General features: G+C 50.4%; 13 protein-coding genes and 2 tRNA genes. 4 read left to right on the top strand and 11 right to left on the bottom strand.

All coding sequences use genetic code 11. The annotated features are described in order from the left end of the window. The first annotated feature begins 26 nt into the window (after positions 1-26). Together RDU59_06440 and RDU59_06445 are read left to right on the top strand one after the other, a co-directional pair. On the top strand, positions 27-2255 hold the full coding sequence (locus RDU59_06440; GenBank protein MDQ7838113.1) for an ATP-binding protein: 2229 nt from the start codon (positions 27-29) through the stop codon (positions 2253-2255). 32 nt (positions 2256-2287) lie between these two features. Next, a complete protein-coding gene (locus RDU59_06445; GenBank protein MDQ7838114.1) occupies positions 2288-2719 on the top strand; it encodes a response regulator in 432 nt (143 codons plus the stop codon). Between the two features lie 166 nt (positions 2720-2885). Here RDU59_06445 and RDU59_06450 read toward each other — a convergent pair whose 3' ends face one another. The 3 genes from RDU59_06450 to RDU59_06460 form a co-directional block, all read right to left on the bottom strand. Further along, positions 2886-3056, bottom strand: a complete 171-nt coding sequence (locus RDU59_06450; GenBank protein MDQ7838115.1) for a hypothetical protein — start codon at positions 3054-3056, stop codon at positions 2886-2888. A 418-nt stretch (positions 3057-3474) separates the two neighbouring features. Beyond that, complete coding sequence (gene lon, locus RDU59_06455) at positions 3475-5481, bottom strand: endopeptidase La (protein MDQ7838116.1); 2007 nt, start codon at positions 5479-5481, stop codon at positions 3475-3477. Positions 5482-5575: 94 nt separating this feature from the next. Beyond that, positions 5576-7474: an ATP-binding protein gene (locus RDU59_06460; GenBank protein MDQ7838117.1), complete on the bottom strand. Its 1899-nt coding sequence runs from the start codon at positions 7472-7474 to the stop codon at positions 5576-5578. 135 nt (positions 7475-7609) lie between these two features. Here RDU59_06460 and RDU59_06465 point away from each other — a divergent pair, with 135 nt between their 5' ends. Beyond that, positions 7610-7714, top strand: a complete 105-nt coding sequence (locus tag RDU59_06465; GenBank protein ID MDQ7838118.1) for a hypothetical protein — start codon at positions 7610-7612, stop codon at positions 7712-7714. Between the two features lie 459 nt (positions 7715-8173). Next, on the top strand, positions 8174-9682 hold the full coding sequence (locus tag RDU59_06470) for a porin (GenBank protein MDQ7838119.1): 1509 nt from the start codon (positions 8174-8176) through the stop codon (positions 9680-9682). Positions 9683-9990: 308 nt separating this feature from the next. On the opposite strand, the gene RDU59_06475 is transcribed toward RDU59_06470, so the two are convergent. The 8 genes from RDU59_06475 to lon (RDU59_06510) form a co-directional block, all read right to left on the bottom strand. Beyond that, the gene (locus RDU59_06475) at positions 9991-10506 is read right to left on the bottom strand and encodes a chromate transporter (GenBank protein MDQ7838120.1); all 516 of its coding nucleotides are present in this window, start codon (positions 10504-10506) and stop codon (positions 9991-9993) included. Position 10507: 1 nt separating this feature from the next. Further along, entirely contained in the window at positions 10508-11038 is a 531-nt protein-coding gene (locus tag RDU59_06480; protein ID MDQ7838121.1) for a chromate transporter, read from the bottom strand. Positions 11039-11341: 303 nt separating this feature from the next. Next, complete coding sequence (locus tag RDU59_06485) at positions 11342-12376, bottom strand: DUF1566 domain-containing protein (GenBank protein MDQ7838122.1); 1035 nt, start codon at positions 12374-12376, stop codon at positions 11342-11344. A 212-nt stretch (positions 12377-12588) separates the two neighbouring features. Beyond that, positions 12589-14832 (bottom strand): type I DNA topoisomerase, encoded by a 2244-nt coding sequence (topA, locus tag RDU59_06490; protein MDQ7838123.1) that lies wholly within the window; start codon positions 14830-14832, stop codon positions 12589-12591. A gap of 11 nt (positions 14833-14843) precedes the next feature. Then, positions 14844-15968 (bottom strand): DNA-processing protein DprA, encoded by a 1125-nt coding sequence (dprA, locus tag RDU59_06495; GenBank protein ID MDQ7838124.1) that lies wholly within the window; start codon positions 15966-15968, stop codon positions 14844-14846. A 129-nt stretch (positions 15969-16097) separates the two neighbouring features. Next, positions 16098-16175: transfer RNA gene (locus tag RDU59_06500), tRNA-Asp, on the bottom strand. Positions 16176-16198: 23 nt separating this feature from the next. Then, positions 16199-16274: transfer RNA gene (locus RDU59_06505), tRNA-Val, on the bottom strand. Positions 16275-16352: 78 nt separating this feature from the next. Continuing rightward, positions 16353-18797, bottom strand: a complete 2445-nt coding sequence (lon, locus tag RDU59_06510) for an endopeptidase La (GenBank protein ID MDQ7838125.1) — start codon at positions 18795-18797, stop codon at positions 16353-16355. Position 18798: the final 1 nt, after the last annotated feature.

Below are 18798 nucleotides of genomic sequence, written 5' to 3' on the forward strand. Positions count from 1 at the left end.
TGCATAGATAATCGCAAGTTAAGCCTATGACGACTACCCCAAAAACCACTTCCCCCTATAGAGGGAAGAGTATAGCCATTGCTGTCTATGCGGCTATGGTTTTATTACTCGGCGGGGCGCTTTTTTTGAGCATCTTTTTAGAGAAGCGGACGCGAAAGATCGCGGTGGAGCAATTCAATCAACAGCAACTCCTCCTTGCCCGGTACGCAGCGCGGCAACTACAGAATAACCTTGAACTTATTTGCGACGAGCTGCGGGTGTTAAACTATTCTCCTTCCATCCAGTATCTTGAATCCGTGGCATGGGCGAGGCGGATAGAGATAACCATGTCTGTTCTGAAGCAAAGCGGTGTCCTCTTGATCTCCCGCATCGATCAGGATGGAAAGAAGGAGTATTCCGTCGATAACCATGGGAAACACTCCATTTTGGATCTTAGTCACAGGGCGGGTATAAGAGATACGCTTGAGCTTGCTTCGGTAACAGACAATAAAGACAAGGTCTTCATCAGCAATGCCTTTTGGGATGAGGAGCGCTATCCGGGAAGGTTGCTTCTCACCATGAGCATACCCACCTATCAGGAGTCGATCGATGAAGCGCATCCGGTGCCCACGGGGAATTTCGTCGGGATAACACAGGTTACCCTGGATATTACGACCTTCGTAAAAAGGATTGTAATGGATATCCGTTCAGGAGAGACCGGCTATGCCTGGGTGATCGATGACCGCGGGGTCTTCTTATATCATCCACTGGCAGAGTTCATGGGTGCGAACGCATTTGAGGTGCGCCCGAAAAAAGCGCCTAAAATATCCTTTGTCCGCATCCATCGCATTCAAAAGGAAAGGATGCTCGCGGGCCGGGAGGGAACCAGTTGGTATATTTCCGGCTGGCATCGGGAGACCAAAGGTCCTATAGAAAAGCTGATCGCCTACACACCGGTAATTGTCGGTCATCCCGGGTCGCGGCCTTCCTGGTCGGTGGCTGTGGTCGCCCCGATAAGTGAAGTAGAAGAGGTCATTAAGAAGGATCTGACGCGGCTACATGTTATGCATGGCGTGATTGTCCTATCCATCATTATGATAGGGCTGACCGCTTTTATGTACGAGCGGCGCTGGGAAAAGAAGCTTTCCGAGGAAGTAGAGGAAAAAACACGGAGCCTGAAAAGATCTGAAGAACGTTATCGGTCGTTAGTAGAGAATGCTGAGGACATGATCTATTCTCTGGACAGGGATGGAAATATCATTTCCATCAACCGTTATGCCATAAACCTTCTTTCTGGTAATCTGTCCGGTGTCCCGCCCGGGTCCATTGAAGGGCGGAATTTTCTCAAAATGTGCGTTTGCGATAAATTAACCTTGGCGACCATCCATAGGGTATTTGACGCTGGGGAACCCGGGGACCTCGAACATCGGGCCGAGATCGGAGGGAAAGAATACTGGTTTAGCACCCACTTAATCCCTATAAAGGACACAACTGGGGCGGTAAGGGCCCTGCTTGGCATCTCACGCGATGTTACCGAGCAAAACAAGATGGCCGGTCAGATGGCCAACACCGAGAAGCTCGCGTCACTGGGACTACTGGCTGCCGGAGTGGCCCATGAAATAAACAATCCGATCGCTATTATCATGGGGTTCTCCGAAGTCCTGTTGGAAAAATGTCCTCCCGGAGACGAGCGGCATGATATGTTAAAAAGGATAATCCACCAGTCACAGGTATGCGAAAGGATCGTATCGCAGCTTTTGAGTTTTAGCCGCGCCTCCGAGTATGCCGAGGATCTTACGGATATCAACCAGGAGCTGGGAAATATCATTAAGGTAGTTGGGAACACACTTCTGATGAAAAAAATCAAGGTTAACCTGGACCTGGTTCCTGATCTGCCTAAAGTCAAGGCGGATCCCACACAGGTTCAGCAGGTCTTCCTCAACCTGATAAACAATGCCATAGGGGCTATGCCGGGTGGGGGAGAACTGGCTGTTTCTACTGCCTTTGATACGGATAATAATTTGGTCCGGATATGTTTTTCTGATACCGGTTGTGGTATCCCGCCAGAGTCCAGGACAAAGATATTTGATCCATTTTTTACTACCAAAAGGACAGGGGAAGGGACTGGTCTGGGACTCACGGTTTCCTACAATATAGTCAACGGTTACGGAGGAACGATTAACTTCATAACAAAGACTGCGGAGGAGGCAGGTGACAAAAAAGGGACGACCTTTATCGTGTCTTTGCCTGCTTTCTTGTGCTCCTTTGATAGATAGGAGAACTCATTATAGTTGGAGGAAAAGACATCATGACCGAGAAAATTCTGATTGTGGATGATGAACCTGATATGCTTAAACTGCTTGAGGTCATTATCACTGACAAAACCGATTATAACGTAACAACTACAAGTAATCCTCTGGAAGTTCCCGGATTAATTGCCGGGGGGGATTTCGACCTGGTAATCACAGACCTGCGCATGCCTGAAAAGGATGGGATGGAGATCATCGAAGAGGCTCAAAAGAGCGGGCTGGAGATACCGTTTGTCGTCATCACCGCTTATGGAACCATTGAATCGGCAGTTGAGGCGATGAAAAATGGCGCCTTTGACTATATAACCAAGCCCTTCCGCAAGGAGCATATCCTGCTCACAATAGAAAGGGTTATGAGGTATCGCCGGTTACAAAAAGAGAACATCAGATTAAGGAAAGAGGCAAGTCAACCGTCCGGTACGCCTTCTTAAAGTTAACGTCTGCTCCGGCACTGGATATGGCTGTTCAGCAGATCAAAACCGATCTTCCCCGTTTTAACTTTAATCCTCACCCGATTAGCCGGTCTATCCCTGAAACCGGCTAATCGGAAAACCGCCCAGGCGAAGCAGTTAGCCATTGGGTGTGCTTTAAACTCCATTACCGTCCCGGCTGTGCCTGGATATAAGGGGTATCTGTCCGCCTCTTTCTAGGAACGTCCATAGGTTGATCTGGTTCGTTCATGATCTCCCTTGCCGTATCGAATTCTCCGACCTCAGCAAAAGTAATCGCCACCATCCACTGCTCAAATCTTCTAATTAATCCTTTCATGGCATCCTCCTCTGTTAGTTGATATTTTTGACAGGGTTTATCTCCCGCCGGGTTCGCAATGCTCAAATAACCAGCTTTTGTTTATATTAATAACAAGATTCGTGCCAGATTTGTCTGGTTATGGACATAAGTATAACTAACTGTAATAATTTGATTTATGTTAATAAGAAACCCTGCGCGGGAAACTTACGGCAGGTTTTTTGAAAATACCAGGTGACAGGTGAAACTAAAAGGAGACAAGCTATAGAATACAGGGGGCAGGAGGGGAAAGACGGAAGTCAGGAGTCAGAAGAATGACAAATTCCAAAGCTCAAAGTCCAAATGACTAAATGGAGGCTCTATTGGTATCTTTTGCCAGTAACAAAGGACTACTGACTACTGACATTCACTATAATCGTCCGGCGACCGGCAACCGAACCTACTCCAGGACTATATCTACAATTTCTGTAAGGTTATCAACAAAGACAATCCTAATCCCATCTTTTGCGCCAGCCGGCAGCGTATCCACGTCTACTTTGTTCTTTTGGGGCAGAATGACCACTTTTACCCCGGCCCTCCGCGCAGCCAGTATCTTCTCTTTGATGGCCCCCACGGGTAAGACCCGGCCGGTTAGGGTCAACTCTCCGGTCATGGCCACGTCACGCCTGGCCGGTCTTTCAGTGAGTGCGGAGATTAGGGCCAGGGCTATAGTGATCCCGGCCGATGGCCCTTCCTTAGGTGCAGCGGCCGCTGGAACATGGATGTGGATGTCCTGGAAGTCAAAGAAATTCTCTGCGATATTAAAAATACAGGCATTGGACCGTATATAACTGAGAGCCGCCTGGGCGGACTCCTGCATAATTTCGCCAAGCGAGCCGGTCATAATAAGCTTCTTGCGACCTTTCATCTTGGTAGCTTCGACAAAGATGATATCACCACCGACCTCCGTCCAGACCAGTCCGGTCGTTACGCCGACGCGGTTCCTGGCCTCTGTGGCCTCGAACAGGTACTTGCGTGGCCCAAGGTAATGCTCAATTGAATCCGGGAATATGGTCCGCCGAGACATATTATGTCCTGGCTCTGTAACAATCGCCCGCGCCATCTTTCGGCAAATAGAGCCAATTTGTCTCTCTAAGTCACGTACCCCCGCTTCCCTTGTATATTCACGAATAATTTTATATAGAGCCACATCTGTAAACTCCGGCGGATAGGCCGTTAGGCCGGTTTCCCTGATCTGACGCGGGATAATATATCGCGTGGCAATGTTTTTTTTCTCCTCTTCCGTGTAACCGGAAAGTTTCACTATCTCCAGGCGGTCACGGAGCGCCCCGGGGATACCATCAGCGGTGTTGGCCGTGGTGATGAATATGACCTTTGAAAGATCGAAAGGGACATCGAGATAATAATCTGTAAACTTATCATTCTGCTCGGGATCGAGTACTTCAAGGAGAGCAGATGCCGGATCGCCCCTGAAATCCTGACCTATCTTGTCTATTTCATCCAGCATAAGCACGGGGTTTTTATACCCGGCGCGGCGAATTTCGTGGATAATTCGTCCGGGCATTGCTCCGGCATAGGTGCGGCGGTGGCCTCTGATTTCAGCCTCATCCTTCATGCCGGCCAAGGAAATCCGGACAAATTTGCGTCCCAGGGCATGTGCCACCGACCTGCCGAGGGAAGTCTTTCCGGTTCCCGGCGGTCCCATAAAACAAAGAATGGGGCTTTTTGTATCCTGGACGCACATCTTTCTTTGCAGGGCGTTCTTAACGGTTTCTTGTAATTCCGACGTGTTAAAGGGTTTGGACAGGTAATGAAAGGCGCTTTTTTTTATGGCCTCTACAGCAGAGTCGAGAATAGCATACCGGGACATCATGATGAATTCGGTTTCCGGCCAGGTAGCCTTGGCCTTTTCCAGAAACGCCAGGCCGTCGAGACCTTTCAACTTTAAGTCAGCCAATATTAAATCAAACTCAGAAGACTCGATTAACCGGAGGGCCCCTGTTCCATCGGTAGCAGTAACCACAGTGTAGCCTTCCTTTTCGAGCATATCCTGCAAATTTCTACGGACGTTCTCGTCTTCGTCGGCCACCAGGATGCGGTATTTAATCTTAGATCGCAATACCCGGACGGCGAGGTACTCAAGAATCCTGGCTTTTATATCTTCAAGTCCGTAGTGATCCTGGTGAAGTATCGTTTCGGCACGGGCAAGGTCTAAATTGTCTTCAGTTGTCTTATCCCACGGCAGGGAGATCAGATACTCCAGGTAGTTCAGTATGATGCCATATTCGGCGGTCATCTGTCCCATTTTGGACAGTTTTTTCAACTCATGGAGGGCAACTTCCTGCACCTCGGCAGGCATGTGCGCCTTATCGATGGCCAGGCGTAGATCCTCTATTTCTGCCTCATGCGGCATCTGCTCAGATTTTTTAGAACCAAAAAATTTCATGATACACTTTTAAAATAGGGATCGGTATATAACCCTTATTACTAAAGCCGGTTATTTTAAACCGCAGTAATCGCCTGCGCTCAAGCTACGGATATTAGCGTGCTTCCATATTAACCGGTTTAATCGGCAAGGCAATAGTAATCTTGGTCCCCTTTCCTTCTTCGCTCTGAACAGAGATTTCACCCTCATGGTCTTCCATGATCTTGCGAGAAACAGCGAGTCCCAGCCCAGTTCCCTTTTTCTTGGTCGTAAAAAATGGATCGAATATCTTCTTGGCCACCTCATGGGGCATACCCATACCGCTATCCAGGACTGCAACCTTAACCTGCCCGCCCTCACGCCCGGACGAGACAACCAGTTTACCACCCTCCGGCATAGCCTCAATGGCATTCTTGATGAGGTTAATCAATACCTGCTTGACCTGCTGAGGATCAAAGAGTACGTCCGGCAGGCGGTCATCCAAGGCTTTTTCATACTCAATGCCCTTATCAATCATTTTGTTCTCCATAAGGGCTAACGTGTCTTCAATGACTGAATTGATATTTTGCAATTCCTTTTGCGGCCTGGCCGGACGCGTAAAGTCTCTGACCTCCGCCAACATCAACTCCAGACGTCTGGTCTCGGCCTGTATTATCCCTAATTTTTCCCGGTTGGCATCATCGTCTGAAAGGGATTTCTCTACCTGGCCGGCGAATCCACCAATAAGCATCAAAGGATTTTTTATCTCGTGCGAAAGGTAAGCAGCCGCCTCTCCTATGGCCGCAAAACGCTCCGAACGGACAAGCCTCTCCTGCATCTCGATGAGTTTTTGCATACTCTCTTTGACCTTATCCCTCTCCTGCCGCACCTCCGCCTCAGAAAGCCTCAAGTCAGCAGTCTTGGCGTCAACCTCCGCAGCCAGAATCCGTGACCAGCGCAGGGAAAGATAAATGGCCACACCCAGGCAGGAAAATACTATTAATTGAAAGATGCCTGCAATCAGCCATTGTCTTATGATGGCCGACTCTATGATTCCATAGACCTCGGTTACGGGGGCGGTCACCCCCACTGACCATAGATTGCCCCGATCCTCTTTGGATAGGAAAACAGGGCTATAGGCAAATAATTTTTTCATCTCACCGGTTACCCCGCGGTGCCATCCGGAGATATACCAATCCGTTCCTTCCTTGCCTTTGAGCAGATACTCTCGCACGATCCGGTTTATCCTCGCATAGGAGATATCCGGGTTCTTCTTTTGTCTGACGGTAAAGGAATCCTCGCCAACAAAGGTCTGCTCGTAGTGCGCCAGAAAAATCCCCCGGTCATCAACCACCCATCCGTAGCCTGTCGCACCCGAACGGACGCCCCGGGTATAGCGCTGCGCGATCCCTATAGGATCAACGACAATAAAAGTCAGGCCCTCAAACCTCCAGGCCGGAACGCCCTTTTGTCCGGCGGCACGTTTCCAGGTGGGCGTGGCCATTAGCATCAGCCATCTGCCTTTAAAAATACCTTTTTCCGCCCGAAAGGTCCGGCCGATTATTATGCTGTCTCTGTGTTCCGGGCGATCGCCCCATCGCCGGTAATCGTCATAATAGATTCCTAATCCCTCCGCGCCGGTAAATCCCTGCTCGGTAAAAACCACAGGGAACTTTTCGTCCCGGCCGAAATGCACAATCGCCAGGACATCCCAGCCCCTGAGCAGCGGAAAGAACGAGGTGATATCCCCCTTTATCGCCTCCATATTCCTTCCGCCCCGCTGCCAGAACTGATTGATGCGCCGTAAGATGGTATCGAGAAAATTAAAGTGGTTATTGATATCATGGGCTATCTTCCGCGCCAGGAGTAGCTGCTGCCGATTGAATTGATCCGTTACGGTTTTTTCAATCTCCTGATTGGCGCTATAGCCCAGATAACCGATGATGCCGGAGACAAGAATGAAAACGCCTACGGCAATAATGAGAAACTTCTTAGCTCTGATAACCGGCCCCTTACCCAGTGTTATAGCTGTCATCTTATGCATATCCGGCGAATTTATCAAGCTTAATCCAGCGTGTAGGGGCGGCTTATATCCTCCATCTCAAAATCTTCGGACGGCGTTTTTGCCGCGCTGTCCCTTTTTAAGCTTAATCCCGGCGGTGGATATGCCATGGTATCTCTGCTGCAGAAAGAACTGGTACATAATCACCATTGGCTGACCAACAAGGAGTCCATTGACGCAATTGCCATCGGACAGGTGACACCCCGCAGGTGACAGATATCTCGAAGCCGGGCCAGGTATCCCTGGCTCCCGCGCAGCAAAGGAATTAGGGCTGAAAAGGCAGTATCTCCATCGTCTGATGCGGGGAACAAACGTCGATTCCAAGACATTTTAAAATAACCCCTCAGAAAGTAACCACCGGTAACGCAGATAATTTATTTAATAACAAGGGTTAGATAAGGTTTATCTAGAAACCCCATCCGCAGGACAAGTGGGACGTTTGTCCTACTTAATGATTCTTAATGTTATTCTCTTTGGGCTCTGTTGTTAAAAAGAATATAGGCATATTTATTGCAAAAACAATTGTGAGTCGAGATTCATTTTGGCCGGTGGAAGCCTAACTTTTACCGGCTTGGCAGAAAGCTAACTAAAAGAAAGGGGGGATGACTTGAGTATAGGCTTAGTTCCGAAGTAATTTTTGAAAACTTAATTTTATGAAAAGGGAGGCGATAGATGAGGAGGGTATTTTTTATTTTTATAGTATTGGTGGTCTTTCTGGCTTGGCACGTGCCGGCCATGGCTGAGACCAACCAGGATCTGTTGGAGGAAATGAAGGCCATAAAGAAACAGTTGGATGACATGAAGGGCCTTCAGGAGAGGCTAAAGACTCTCGAGAAGAAACTCGAGGAAGCAGAGAAGGTAACCACCCAGATACAAAAAGAAGAGGCCCAGCTAAAAGAGGATAAGAAGACCCGGGCTATCTCCTACTGGAGGGACGGCTTTAATATCGAGACCCCGGACAAGCAATTCAGGCTGCAACTGGGGGGCGTCCTCCACTTCGACTACCGGCAGTTTGAGTCCGGCCGCAGCGCCAGCGGTTTTGATATACGCCGCGCCCGTTACGATATGCGCGGCTACCACTACCGGGGCGATCTGGAGCACATCTTCCGCCTCCAGATCGAGATGGCCGATAGCCCTTACCTCCGGAATGCCTACTGGATGTTCAAGCCCAATCCGGATCTCAGCTTCCAGATCGGGCAGTTCAAGATACCTTCCGGCGGGGCCGACTGGCTGACCGAAGAGGCCCACGTAAACTTTGTGGAGTATGCCACCGGTACGCCCGTCAGCCCGTTCTTTGATCGGGGCATCCGGGTCCAGAAAAACTTCCTGGGCAATAAAATCCAGGCCACCCTGGCCGCCTTCACCGGCACCGGTGTGGACGTAGATGTAAATCAGGGTGACTACGATAATAACAAGGACTACGTGGCGCGGCTCCTGCTCGTACCCTTTAAGGATGCAGAATATCCCTACCTGAAGGGGCTGCACCTGGCCGGAAGCTATCAGGACGGTATCCAGTCCATCAGGACCATACGGGGTGAGGCCACCAACCGGACGGAAAACTATGAATCCCGGTGGTATCGGTGGAGACAGACCCGTTTGGACCTCGATAAGCGTAAACGCTATGGGGGCGAACTCCACTGGATCTGCGGGCCGACCGCATTCAGCTACGAATTTAACCGCGTGGAATGGGAAGATATTACAGTTCGTAATTCTACTTCCCCCTATGCAGTTATACAGAATTTGCGAGACCGCTACCATAGCGACGTCCACCAGGTGTGGATAAGTTACTTCCTGACCGGAGAGGAGAAACAGATTGAGGATGTCTTCTTCTCCTGGAGACAGCCCAAGCCCAAGAAGAACTTCAGTCTAAAGGAAGGTACCTGGGGGGCCTGGGAGATTCTGGCCAGGTACGCCTTCCATACCACTTCGGATGCCTTGTTTAGCGACGGTACAGGAGCTACAACAAACGCCGTCTTGCAAGGAAGCCGACAAGGTTACTCCATAACCGGCGGCGTGCGCTGGATATGGAACCCCAAATGCCGAGTCATGCTCGATATCAACCACTGCAAGAGCACCGAGGGTTCGATGTACACTGATGAGGCCAAAAGCGGAGGCACCGACACCACGCGTGCCATGGACAAGGAAACGGCCGCCATGTTCCGCATTATCCTGACCCCGTAAACTGTTCCGCCTAGTAACACGAAAAAGCCGTCCGCCTCAGGCGGACGGCTTTTTTTGTTGAATTAATACGACTCCGACATTTTTCACCCTCCCCTTAATCCCCTCCCATCAGAGACCGTGTCATAATCCTTATTTGCCATGGCGAGCGGCCAAAGGGAGCATGGCAATTTCTATGATTGCAATACGTTGTGAGATTGCGACACAACCTCTCAAGGGAAGGGAAAATACCCTCTTGAAATAATAAAGAGCCAAAAATAGATGGTGGATTGGGTCTGACAAGAAGCGCACAGCGTACCGTGCCAACACTCTTAGAACAGGAATGCCCCCAGGATGCCGGAACCGATGATGATGAAGGTCGGATCGATCCTGGTGAAGGTGATGAGTCCGAAACTTACGACGGCTATGGTTCCCAGAGGTATGTCGGTGATGGAACTCCTTCCCAGAAAGATGAGTACAGCCGCCAACAGCCCTACTACCGCCGGTTTGATCCCTGCGAACGAGCCCTTGACGATCCATGACTCTTTGTACTGGAGGTAGTGTCTCGTTACCAGAGTGACAATGATGATGCTCGGCAGGTAGCTGGCCACCATGGCTATGATCGCCCCAGGCAGGCCCCCGACCTTAAAACCCATAAAGGCGTTCATGACCGTAAGCGGTCCCGGTGTAACCTGGCCAATGGCGATTGCGTCGATGAATTCCTTGTTCGTCAGCCAATGGTGATTCTCTACCAGCTCTTTTTGAAGCAACGGCACCATGGCATATCCACCGCCGATAGTCAGGCCGTTTATCACAAACAAGATAGCAGCAAGCTTCAGTATTTCCATCTTAGCGCCTCCAATTGAGAATCAGGCCAAGAACACCAGCCGCCAGGATGATGCCGATGGGGTTAAGCTTAAAAATGGCCAACGCGCCAAAGGCGCCAACTGCCAACGCCACGCTCTTATAGCCGGTGACCAGCTTCTTTGCCATCTTATAGATGATAGACCCCAGGAGTCCAACCACCGCTGCGGCCACGCCCTTCATCACCGACTGGAGGAGCGGGTTATCCTTTGTCTGGAGGTAGAAGGCCGCCAGTATAATAGCGAGTACCGTCCCGGTAAAGGCCTGTCCGAGTGTGGCGGCAAGCACTCCGCGGAGCTTCCGCAGCTTGTAGCCGATGCAGATACCCGTGTTGACGATGGGGGGGCCAGGGGTCATCGAGCCGAGAGCAAAGCTTTCTATGAACTCATCATGGGTAATCCACTTACGCCGTTCGACCAATTCGCGCTCGAAAAACGCAATCATGGAATAGACGCCGCCGAAGGAAAAGGTGCCTATTTTGAAGAAGGCCAGGAAGATATTTCTGAGGGATGTCATGTTCGTGCTCCTTTAAGGAATTGAGTCGGGTTTCCTGTCACTGAATGGCTCTATGCAAAGCAGTTTTTTGCCGATTGCCCAGCAATTATTCCAAGGTATCCAAAAGGCACGGGTATCTCTATATACAGACTACCCCTCTTTGTTGCTCAGCTTATCATATACAAACAACCCGTGAATATAAAAATCCGCCGCCTGTGTGATTTTTTATGCGGCTTGATTTTGGAAAGGGAAATATATTTGAAATGGCTGCCGGAGGATTTCTTGGGATGTATTGCGGCGCGAGGCTGCAAAAATTTGTGCCGCCTACGGCAGGTCGCATACCGGCCAGACATGAAAATGTCCGGCCTCTTTATGGCCTACCCCTACTGCTCCTTTATGCAAATAAAGCGCCCAGGCCCAGTCCGGCTCGAATACACTGGTCGTGGATGACCAGTACACCTCCTGTACCTCTCCAAAAGGATGGCCGGAAGGAAGGGCCGGGCCGTGTGCCGAACAATCTACAAGCGATTCCAGTTCGTTTATATTCGGCAGACGCCATTGGCTGCTACCGCCCAGGCCAACCTTGTTTAACGAATCTACCGCCTTGAAGGCATCCGGCCAGGCCACTCCGCGTCCGGCCAGATCCGCCTTCCGCATCCATCTGAGCCCGGTGAGGCGGTCTATAGCCGTTTCACCCTGGACGTCGAAGCGGGGCACAGGCCAGGGACAGCCGGATTCTATCTCCCCGTCCTGCCCACGAAAGACCGCAGGCATCTCCTGGCCGCCGCAGCCGACCTCCCGACCCTCTGCATCAAAACAACGCCTCTGCCCTGTAACCGGCAGAACACTACTTTCTCCCCGCACCGGCCAGAGGAGATGATACTCATCTTTCCGGCCGTAAAACATGCGGCCCCCTTCCATGTGCACATACCAGGCATAGGCGGGGTTAATGGCCGCGCTTGTAGAGGTCCAGTACCAGCCGGGAAAGACATTGGTAAAAGGGTGGCCATCGGACAGGGCAGGTTTCCTGGTCTGGTGGCTCAGGAGGCTGCGCAGCTCCCGCCGGTTGGGCAGCCGCCAGTCCGTAACCCCCAAGGCACGCTCGCCGTTCATAGCCTCTACAAAGTCCAGGGCCTCCCCCCACGGCAATGGAAACCCGGCCGGGTTTCCATTGCGATTCCATATTAACCCGGTCAGGCGGTCCAGAACAACCGCTGTCTTGACCGCAAAACGCTCTTCCGGCCATGGTATGCCTTTCTGAAACTCGGCATCCTGGCCGCTTCCTGCGCAGGAGATCTCACGGCCGGCCGCATCGTAGCACCGGACCTGACCTGTCTGGAGGTAGCACGGCATTGCCATTGTTATCTGTATCCTGTACTTGTATTATAGTCGATAGTCAAGAGTCGGAAGTCAGTAATTGATAGATTAAGTCATGAGTGATGCGTTATGAGTTCCAAGTTTCGGGTTAAAGAACTCGTAACTCCCAACTCATAACTCAAATGGCAACGGACTACTGACAACGGATAGTGAATACTAAGCGGTGAAATGATTTTTTACAAATTGATCGGAAACTAACCCCTTTTTTCTTTATAATCGCATTCTTTTTGCGGACAGCGGACCTGTTTGGTTCCGTTCTTGTCAGTTTTGAGGAGCAGGAAAGGGGCTTTGCATCTGGGGCATTCTTCGGCTACGGGCTGTTCCCAGGTGGCAAACTGACATTTTGGATACTTGCTGCAGCCATAGAAAACCCGCCCCTTTTTCGTACGTTTTTGAATGATCTCTCCGTCACAGTCCGGTTCAGGGCACTTTATTCCGGTACCCAGAGGCCGTGTGTTTTTACAATCAGGATAACCGGAACAGGCCAGAAACGCCCCAAACCGGCCACGTTTCTGCACCATGGGCCGTCCGCACTTTTCACAGGTCCCGTATGACGTTTCGTCCTCTTTTTGTATCTCGATCTTTCCGTTTCGATCGCGATTAAAATCCTTGGTGTTTCTACATGCCGGGTAGTTAGAGCAGGCCAGGAAGGGGCCGCTTTTGCCTGTCTTAATTACCATGGGATTTCCACATTTATCGCAGGTCACATCCGTGGGCAGCCCTTGCCCCTTAAGCGAAACCATATTGCTCTCAGCCTGGTCCAGCCGCTCCTTAAAGGGACCGTAGAAGTGGCGCAGGGTGTCCGCCCAGTTGGCCTGGGCCTCTTCGATCTTATCTAGTTCATCTTCCATCCGGGCGGTAAACTTCACATTAAGTATATCCGGAAAATGATTGACCAGGAGGTCGGTGACCAGAAAGCCCAACTCTGTAGGTCTGAAGCATCCTTTTTCAAGGCTGGCGTATTTCCGGACCTGGATGTGTGAAAGGATGGTGGCGTAGGTACTTGGCCGGCCGATACCGCTTTCCTCCAGGGTCTTTATGAGGGTGGCCTCAGTAAAGCGGGGCGGCGGCTGGGTGAAGTGTTGCTTGGGAGTCAGGTTCAGGAGTCTTAATGCCTCTCCGGCTGCAAGTTTGGGGAGGGTTACCTCGCCCGCCTCTCCGTTTTCATCCAGTCCTTCTACATAGAGGGCCATAAATCCAAGAAATTTCATTATGCTTCCGGTGGCGCGGAATCTGTAAGAACCGGCCTCTATATCTACCATGGTCTGATCCATAACGGCTGAGGACATCTGGCTGGCCGTGAATCTCTTCCAGATCAGGTCATATAATAGGAAATGGTCTTTAGAGAGGAAGCCTTTTACCTTTTCCGGTGTAAGCGATGGGTCAGCCGGCCGTATGGCCTCATGGGCCTCTTGAGCGCTTTTACGGCTTTTATATACATTGGGCCTGGCAGGAAGATATTCCGGGCCAAAGGTTTGTTTTATCGTCTCTCTGACGGCCGTCACGGCCTCGGTGCTAAGGCGCGTAGAGTCAGTACGCATATAGGTAATGAGACCGACCGGTCCCTCCTCGCCCAGGTCTATTCCTTCATAGAGTTGCTGGGCCAGGAGCATAGTCTTTTTGGCGGAAAAACGCAGCTTGCGGTAAGCCTCCTGCTGCATGGTACTGGTTATGAAAGGCGGGTTGGGATGACGTTTTTTCTCCTTACGCTCCACGTTTGCAACCCGGTAGGCATGTCCCTCCAGGTCTTTCAGTATGTTTTCGGCCTGGGTCTGGTCATTGATCTTTATTTTTTTCTGGTCAATGGCGACCAGCCTGGCCTCGAAGGAAGGGGGCTCCTTACCTTCTAATCCGGCGGTAATAGACCAGTATTCTTCAGGCACAAAGGCCTGAATCTCCCGCTCCCGTTCACAGACAATGCGCACTGCTACAGACTGTACGCGGCCGGCCGAGAGGCCCTTTTGCACCTTTTTCCAGAGGAGGGGGGAAATCTGGTAACCGACCAGGCGGTCCAGTATCCTCCTGGCCTGCTGGGATTCAAACTTGTGTATATCAAGAGAGGCGGGCGTTGCCAGCGCCCCGGCAATAGCTTTGGGCGTAAATTCATTGAAGAGCACGCGATGGAAGGTCTTGCCGGTGGACTTTAATTCATCTTGGATATGCCAGGCTATGGCCTCACCTTCACGATCCGGGTCAGGGCCAAGGTAGATGTCCGTTGCCTCCCTGGCCGCCTTTTTCAATTCCTGGATGATCTTTGCCTTGCCCTTTATTACCTTATACTCAGGCTGAAAGTTATCCTTAATATCCACGCCCAGGCTGTTTTCCGGGAGGTCTTTAATATGACCTACCGAGGCCTTTACCGTGAACTTCTTCCCTATGTATTTTTGTAGCGTTTTGGCCTTGGTCGGCGATTCCACAATGAGAAGCGACTTGGACATATTATCCCCTGTTATTTTCTGACAAATAGTTTTCCGGGTAACTGCTGAACCAGGCCCTTTAATTCTAAATTAAGAAGTATGCTGCTTACTTTTTGCACAACTAAGTTTCCTCTTCGGACTAATTCGTCAATATGTTGAGGATATTCTTCCACCAGCGCCAGAATATCCCTTTCTTCAGGCAAAATATCCTGAGGAGGGATACAGGCCGGTGGGCAATTTGTAGTTTTTTCGCCCTTTAATGCCGGCTCCATGGAGAATTTTTTCGGGGGGCGCAGTTCTTCTACTATGTCCTCGGCAGATTCAACGAGTTTTGCCCCCTGCTTAATAAGCTTGTGTGTTCCACTGCTCCGGAGCGAGTTTATGCTCCCGGGCACGGCAAATACCTCGCGCCCCTGCTCAAGGGCTAAGTTGGCGGTTATTAAAGAGCCGCTTTTCCCGGTGGCCTCTACGATAACCGTACCCAGGGCCAGGCCACTGATAATCCGGTTACGGATCGGAAAATTTTTAGGTTCAGGGGGCGTGCCCAAGGGATATTCGGATATAACCGCCCCGTTTTCAGTTATACGTTGATATAGGTCCTTGTTTTCCTCGGGATAGACGACGTCCAGTCCTGAACCCAGTACCGCTATGGTTCGGCCTTTGCCCCAGAGGGCGCCCAGATGGGCAGCCGTGTCGATGCCGCGCGCCATACCGCTCACGATGGTCAGGCCATGGCCGGCCAGAGAGCGGCAGAGCCCTTCCGCTGCCTTCTGTCCATAATAGGTGGCATGACGTGATCCGACCACTGCCACGCTAAAGGTATCGGCCTCACTCAAATTCCCCTTAATGTAAAGTAGGGCCGGCGCGTCATAGATATTTGCCAGATTTTGAGGATATGCCTTATCCTGAAAGGTGAGTATCTTTACCCCATATTTACGTAGTAATTTTAGTTCCTGTGCGGCACGTTCTTTGGAGGCAAAGTTGCGTATAGCCTCTATGGTCGCCGACCGAATTCCTTTTATTGCCGTAAGCTCAGTTCCTTTGGCCTTGAATACTTCTTCAGGTGTGCCAAAAACCTTGATAAGCTGCCGGTAGGTGACACCCCCAATCCCGGGGATCAGGTGGAGGGCCATCCAGTAATACAAGTCATCTGTCATATATTTTTAAAATAGCAGTCAAACGGGGCTGACTATAATAGATAGGGCAGAAGTGTCAAGTCCTTTCTGGGGCAGCAGTACTACAAATAAAAAAGGGATTAGCCATCATGACTAATCCCTTAACTTTATTGGCGGGGCCGACGAGACTCGAACTCGCGACCTCCGGCGTGACAGGCCGGCGTTCTAACCAAACTGAACTACGACCCCGACGATTGTTTTAAGGCAAGAAATGGTAGGCGGAACAGGGCTTGAACCTGTGACCCCCGGCTTGTAAGGCCGATGCTCTCCCAACTGAGCTATCCGCCCCTGATCAGGTTTGTACTATTAACAACTCCATTTTGGCAAGTCAAGCAAAATGTACATAAAGCTATAAGAAGCAATATATCAATGGGCGGTAATTTCTGGAAGAACTTCTCCCTTAGGGAAAACACCTACCGGAGAGGATGCCGGACCCTTGAATAAAGACTCCGGGTCATCCAATACCAGCGCCTTCTTGAGCACCTCATCCATGCTTTCAACCATTTCCACTTGGATAGATTTAATCAACCTAGGGGGAATATCTTTGAGGTCTTTTTCATTCTCACGAGGGATAAACACCGCACTCACATTACTCCGCCTTGCCGCCAGCATCTTTTCTTTAAGCCCGCCAATAGGCAGTACACGGCCCCTCAATGTAATTTCGCCCGTCATGGCCGTATCTTTATGGACCGGGATCTTAAGCAAGGCCGAGGTTATAGCCGTGGCCATGGTAATACCGGCCGACGGACCATCTTTGGGGATAGCTCCTTCCGGCACATGAATATGGATATCTATCTTCTGGTAAAAATCAGCATCCAGTCCAAGGCTTTCAGCCCTGGAACGGACATAGCTGAGGGCGGCTCTGGCCGATTCCTGCATGACATCGCCCAGCTTACCTGTGATGGTCAGGTTGCCTTTCCCGGGCATGATAACTGCTTCAATCTGCAGTATCTCCCCGCCGAACTCTGTCCAGGCCAGTCCGGTAGCCACCCCGATCTCATCCTTCTCTTCAGCCAGGCCATAGCGGTAACGAGGAACACCAAGATATTTCTCCAGGGACTGGGCATTAACCACTGCCTTTCGCCTCTCCTCTTTGTTTTTGGCAATCTCCTTGGCCACCTTACGGCATATACTGGAAATCTCCCTCTCTAAGTTACGGACGCCGGCTTCCCGGGTATAACGGCGGCTGATCCCCAGAATAGCATTATCTGTAATATCCAGGTCACCCTTCTGAAGACCATTAGCCTGAATCTGCTTTGGGATTAAAAATTTTCTGGCAATATTTAATTTCTCTTCTTCCGTATATCCGGAAAGTTGAATAACCTCCATCCTGTCCTGTAAGGGAGGTGGAATAGCGTGGAGAGTATTAGCCGTAGTTATAAAGAGAATTTCCGATAAATCATAATCGATATCGAGATAATGGTCATTAAAGCTATAATTTTGTTCCGGATCAAGCACCTCCAGGAGGGCAGCGGAAGGATCGCCGCGAAAATCCATGCTCATCTTGTCCACTTCATCCAGACAGAAGACCGGGTTATTGACTTTGGCCTTGCGCAAAGATTGTATTATCTTCCCGGGCATAGCCCCGATATATGTCCGCCGGTGACCGCGGATTTCCGCCTCATCCCTTACTCCACCCAGAGATAAGCGGATAAAGTTTCGCCTGGTAGCCCGCGCTATGGACTTGGCCAGAGAAGTCTTTCCTACTCCGGGCGGGCCTACCAGACAGAGAATCGGCCCTTTCATCTTTTTGACAAGACTCTGGACCGCCAGGTATTCAATAATCCTTTCCTTCGGCTTCTTAAGACCATAATGATCCTCTTCCAGGATCCTCTCTGCCTCGTTAATATCTATCTGATCCCTGCTCTTTTCATACCAGGGGAGGGAAATCAACCAGTCTATATAATTACGGACAACAGTAGCCTCAGCGGACATAGGCGACATCATCTTCAGTTTTTTGAACTCATTACGCACCTTGGTTGCGGCCTCTTTTGACATCCGCTTCCGTTTAATCTTTTGCTCGAGTTCATTCAGCTCATTTTTAAAGTCATCTTTGCCGCCCATCTCCTTCTGGATGGCGCGCATCTGTTCGCTGAGATAATACTCCTTCTGGGTCTTCTCCATCTGTTTTTTGACCCGGTCTTTTATGCGATGCTCGATCTGAGCGACCTCTATCTCGGCGCACATCAGGTGATAAAGCTTTTCCAGACGCTTGGCCAGATTCAACGTCTCCAGGATGGTCTGTTTGTCTGCGAGGCGCAAGGTCAAATGGGATGCCATGGTGTCGGCTAACTTAGAGACGTCGTCAATAGAAGCAATAGATAAAAGTACTTCTGAAGGTATCTTTTTGTTAAATTTTGCATACTCCTCAAAGGTAGAACGTACGGTGCGCACCAACGCCTCTTTTTCCAGACCATGCTCACCCATATCAGCCATCTCCTCAACTTCAACCAGGAAGAAGTTTTTATGGGGCAGGAATTGCGTTATCTTCCCGCGTCTCTTACCCTCGACCAGGAGTTTTACCGTACCGTCCGGCAGACGCAGGAGTTGTAATATACTACCTATGGTTCCAATGGGTTCTATATCTCTTTCGCCGGGTTCATCTCTTTTGGCATCCTTTTGAGCTGTAAGGAAAAGATCCGCCTTTCGACCCATAGCATCTTCTAATGCCTGGATGGACTTCTCTCTTCCCACAAAAAGCGGCGCTACCATGTGCGGGAAAATCACTATATCACGCAGCGGTAAAAGCGGGACAACGATCTTCTCCCTTTTCAAGGCATCCTCTTTTCCCTTTGCGTTAGAACCAAACATA

This window comes from Thermodesulfobacteriota bacterium (assembly GCA_031082315.1).
In the GTDB taxonomy this organism is placed as follows: Bacteria; Desulfobacterota; QYQD01; order QYQD01; family QYQD01; genus QYQD01.

Excerpts from the sequence above, each read along its gene's own strand:
- RDU59_06440 (MDQ7838113.1), top strand. The coding sequence starts at position 27 with ATGACGACTACCCCAAAAACCACTTCCCCCTATAGAGGGAAGAGTATA.
- RDU59_06445 (MDQ7838114.1), top strand. The coding sequence starts at position 2,288 with ATGACCGAGAAAATTCTGATTGTGGATGATGAACCTGATATGCTTAAA.
- RDU59_06450 (MDQ7838115.1), bottom strand. The coding sequence starts at position 3,056 with ATGAAAGGATTAATTAGAAGATTTGAGCAGTGGATGGTGGCGATTACT.
- lon (MDQ7838116.1), bottom strand. The coding sequence starts at position 5,481 with ATGAAATTTTTTGGTTCTAAAAAATCTGAGCAGATGCCGCATGAGGCA.
- RDU59_06460 (MDQ7838117.1), bottom strand. The coding sequence starts at position 7,474 with ATGACAGCTATAACACTGGGTAAGGGGCCGGTTATCAGAGCTAAGAAG.
- RDU59_06465 (MDQ7838118.1), top strand. The coding sequence starts at position 7,610 with ATGGTATCTCTGCTGCAGAAAGAACTGGTACATAATCACCATTGGCTG.
- RDU59_06470 (MDQ7838119.1), top strand. The coding sequence starts at position 8,174 with ATGAGGAGGGTATTTTTTATTTTTATAGTATTGGTGGTCTTTCTGGCT.
- RDU59_06475 (MDQ7838120.1), bottom strand. The coding sequence starts at position 10,506 with ATGGAAATACTGAAGCTTGCTGCTATCTTGTTTGTGATAAACGGCCTG.
- RDU59_06480 (MDQ7838121.1), bottom strand. The coding sequence starts at position 11,038 with ATGACATCCCTCAGAAATATCTTCCTGGCCTTCTTCAAAATAGGCACC.
- RDU59_06485 (MDQ7838122.1), bottom strand. The coding sequence starts at position 12,376 with ATGGCAATGCCGTGCTACCTCCAGACAGGTCAGGTCCGGTGCTACGAT.
- topA (MDQ7838123.1), bottom strand. The coding sequence starts at position 14,832 with ATGTCCAAGTCGCTTCTCATTGTGGAATCGCCGACCAAGGCCAAAACG.
- dprA (MDQ7838124.1), bottom strand. The coding sequence starts at position 15,968 with ATGACAGATGACTTGTATTACTGGATGGCCCTCCACCTGATCCCCGGG.
- lon (MDQ7838125.1), bottom strand. The coding sequence starts at position 18,797 with ATGTTTGGTTCTAACGCAAAGGGAAAAGAGGATGCCTTGAAAAGGGAG.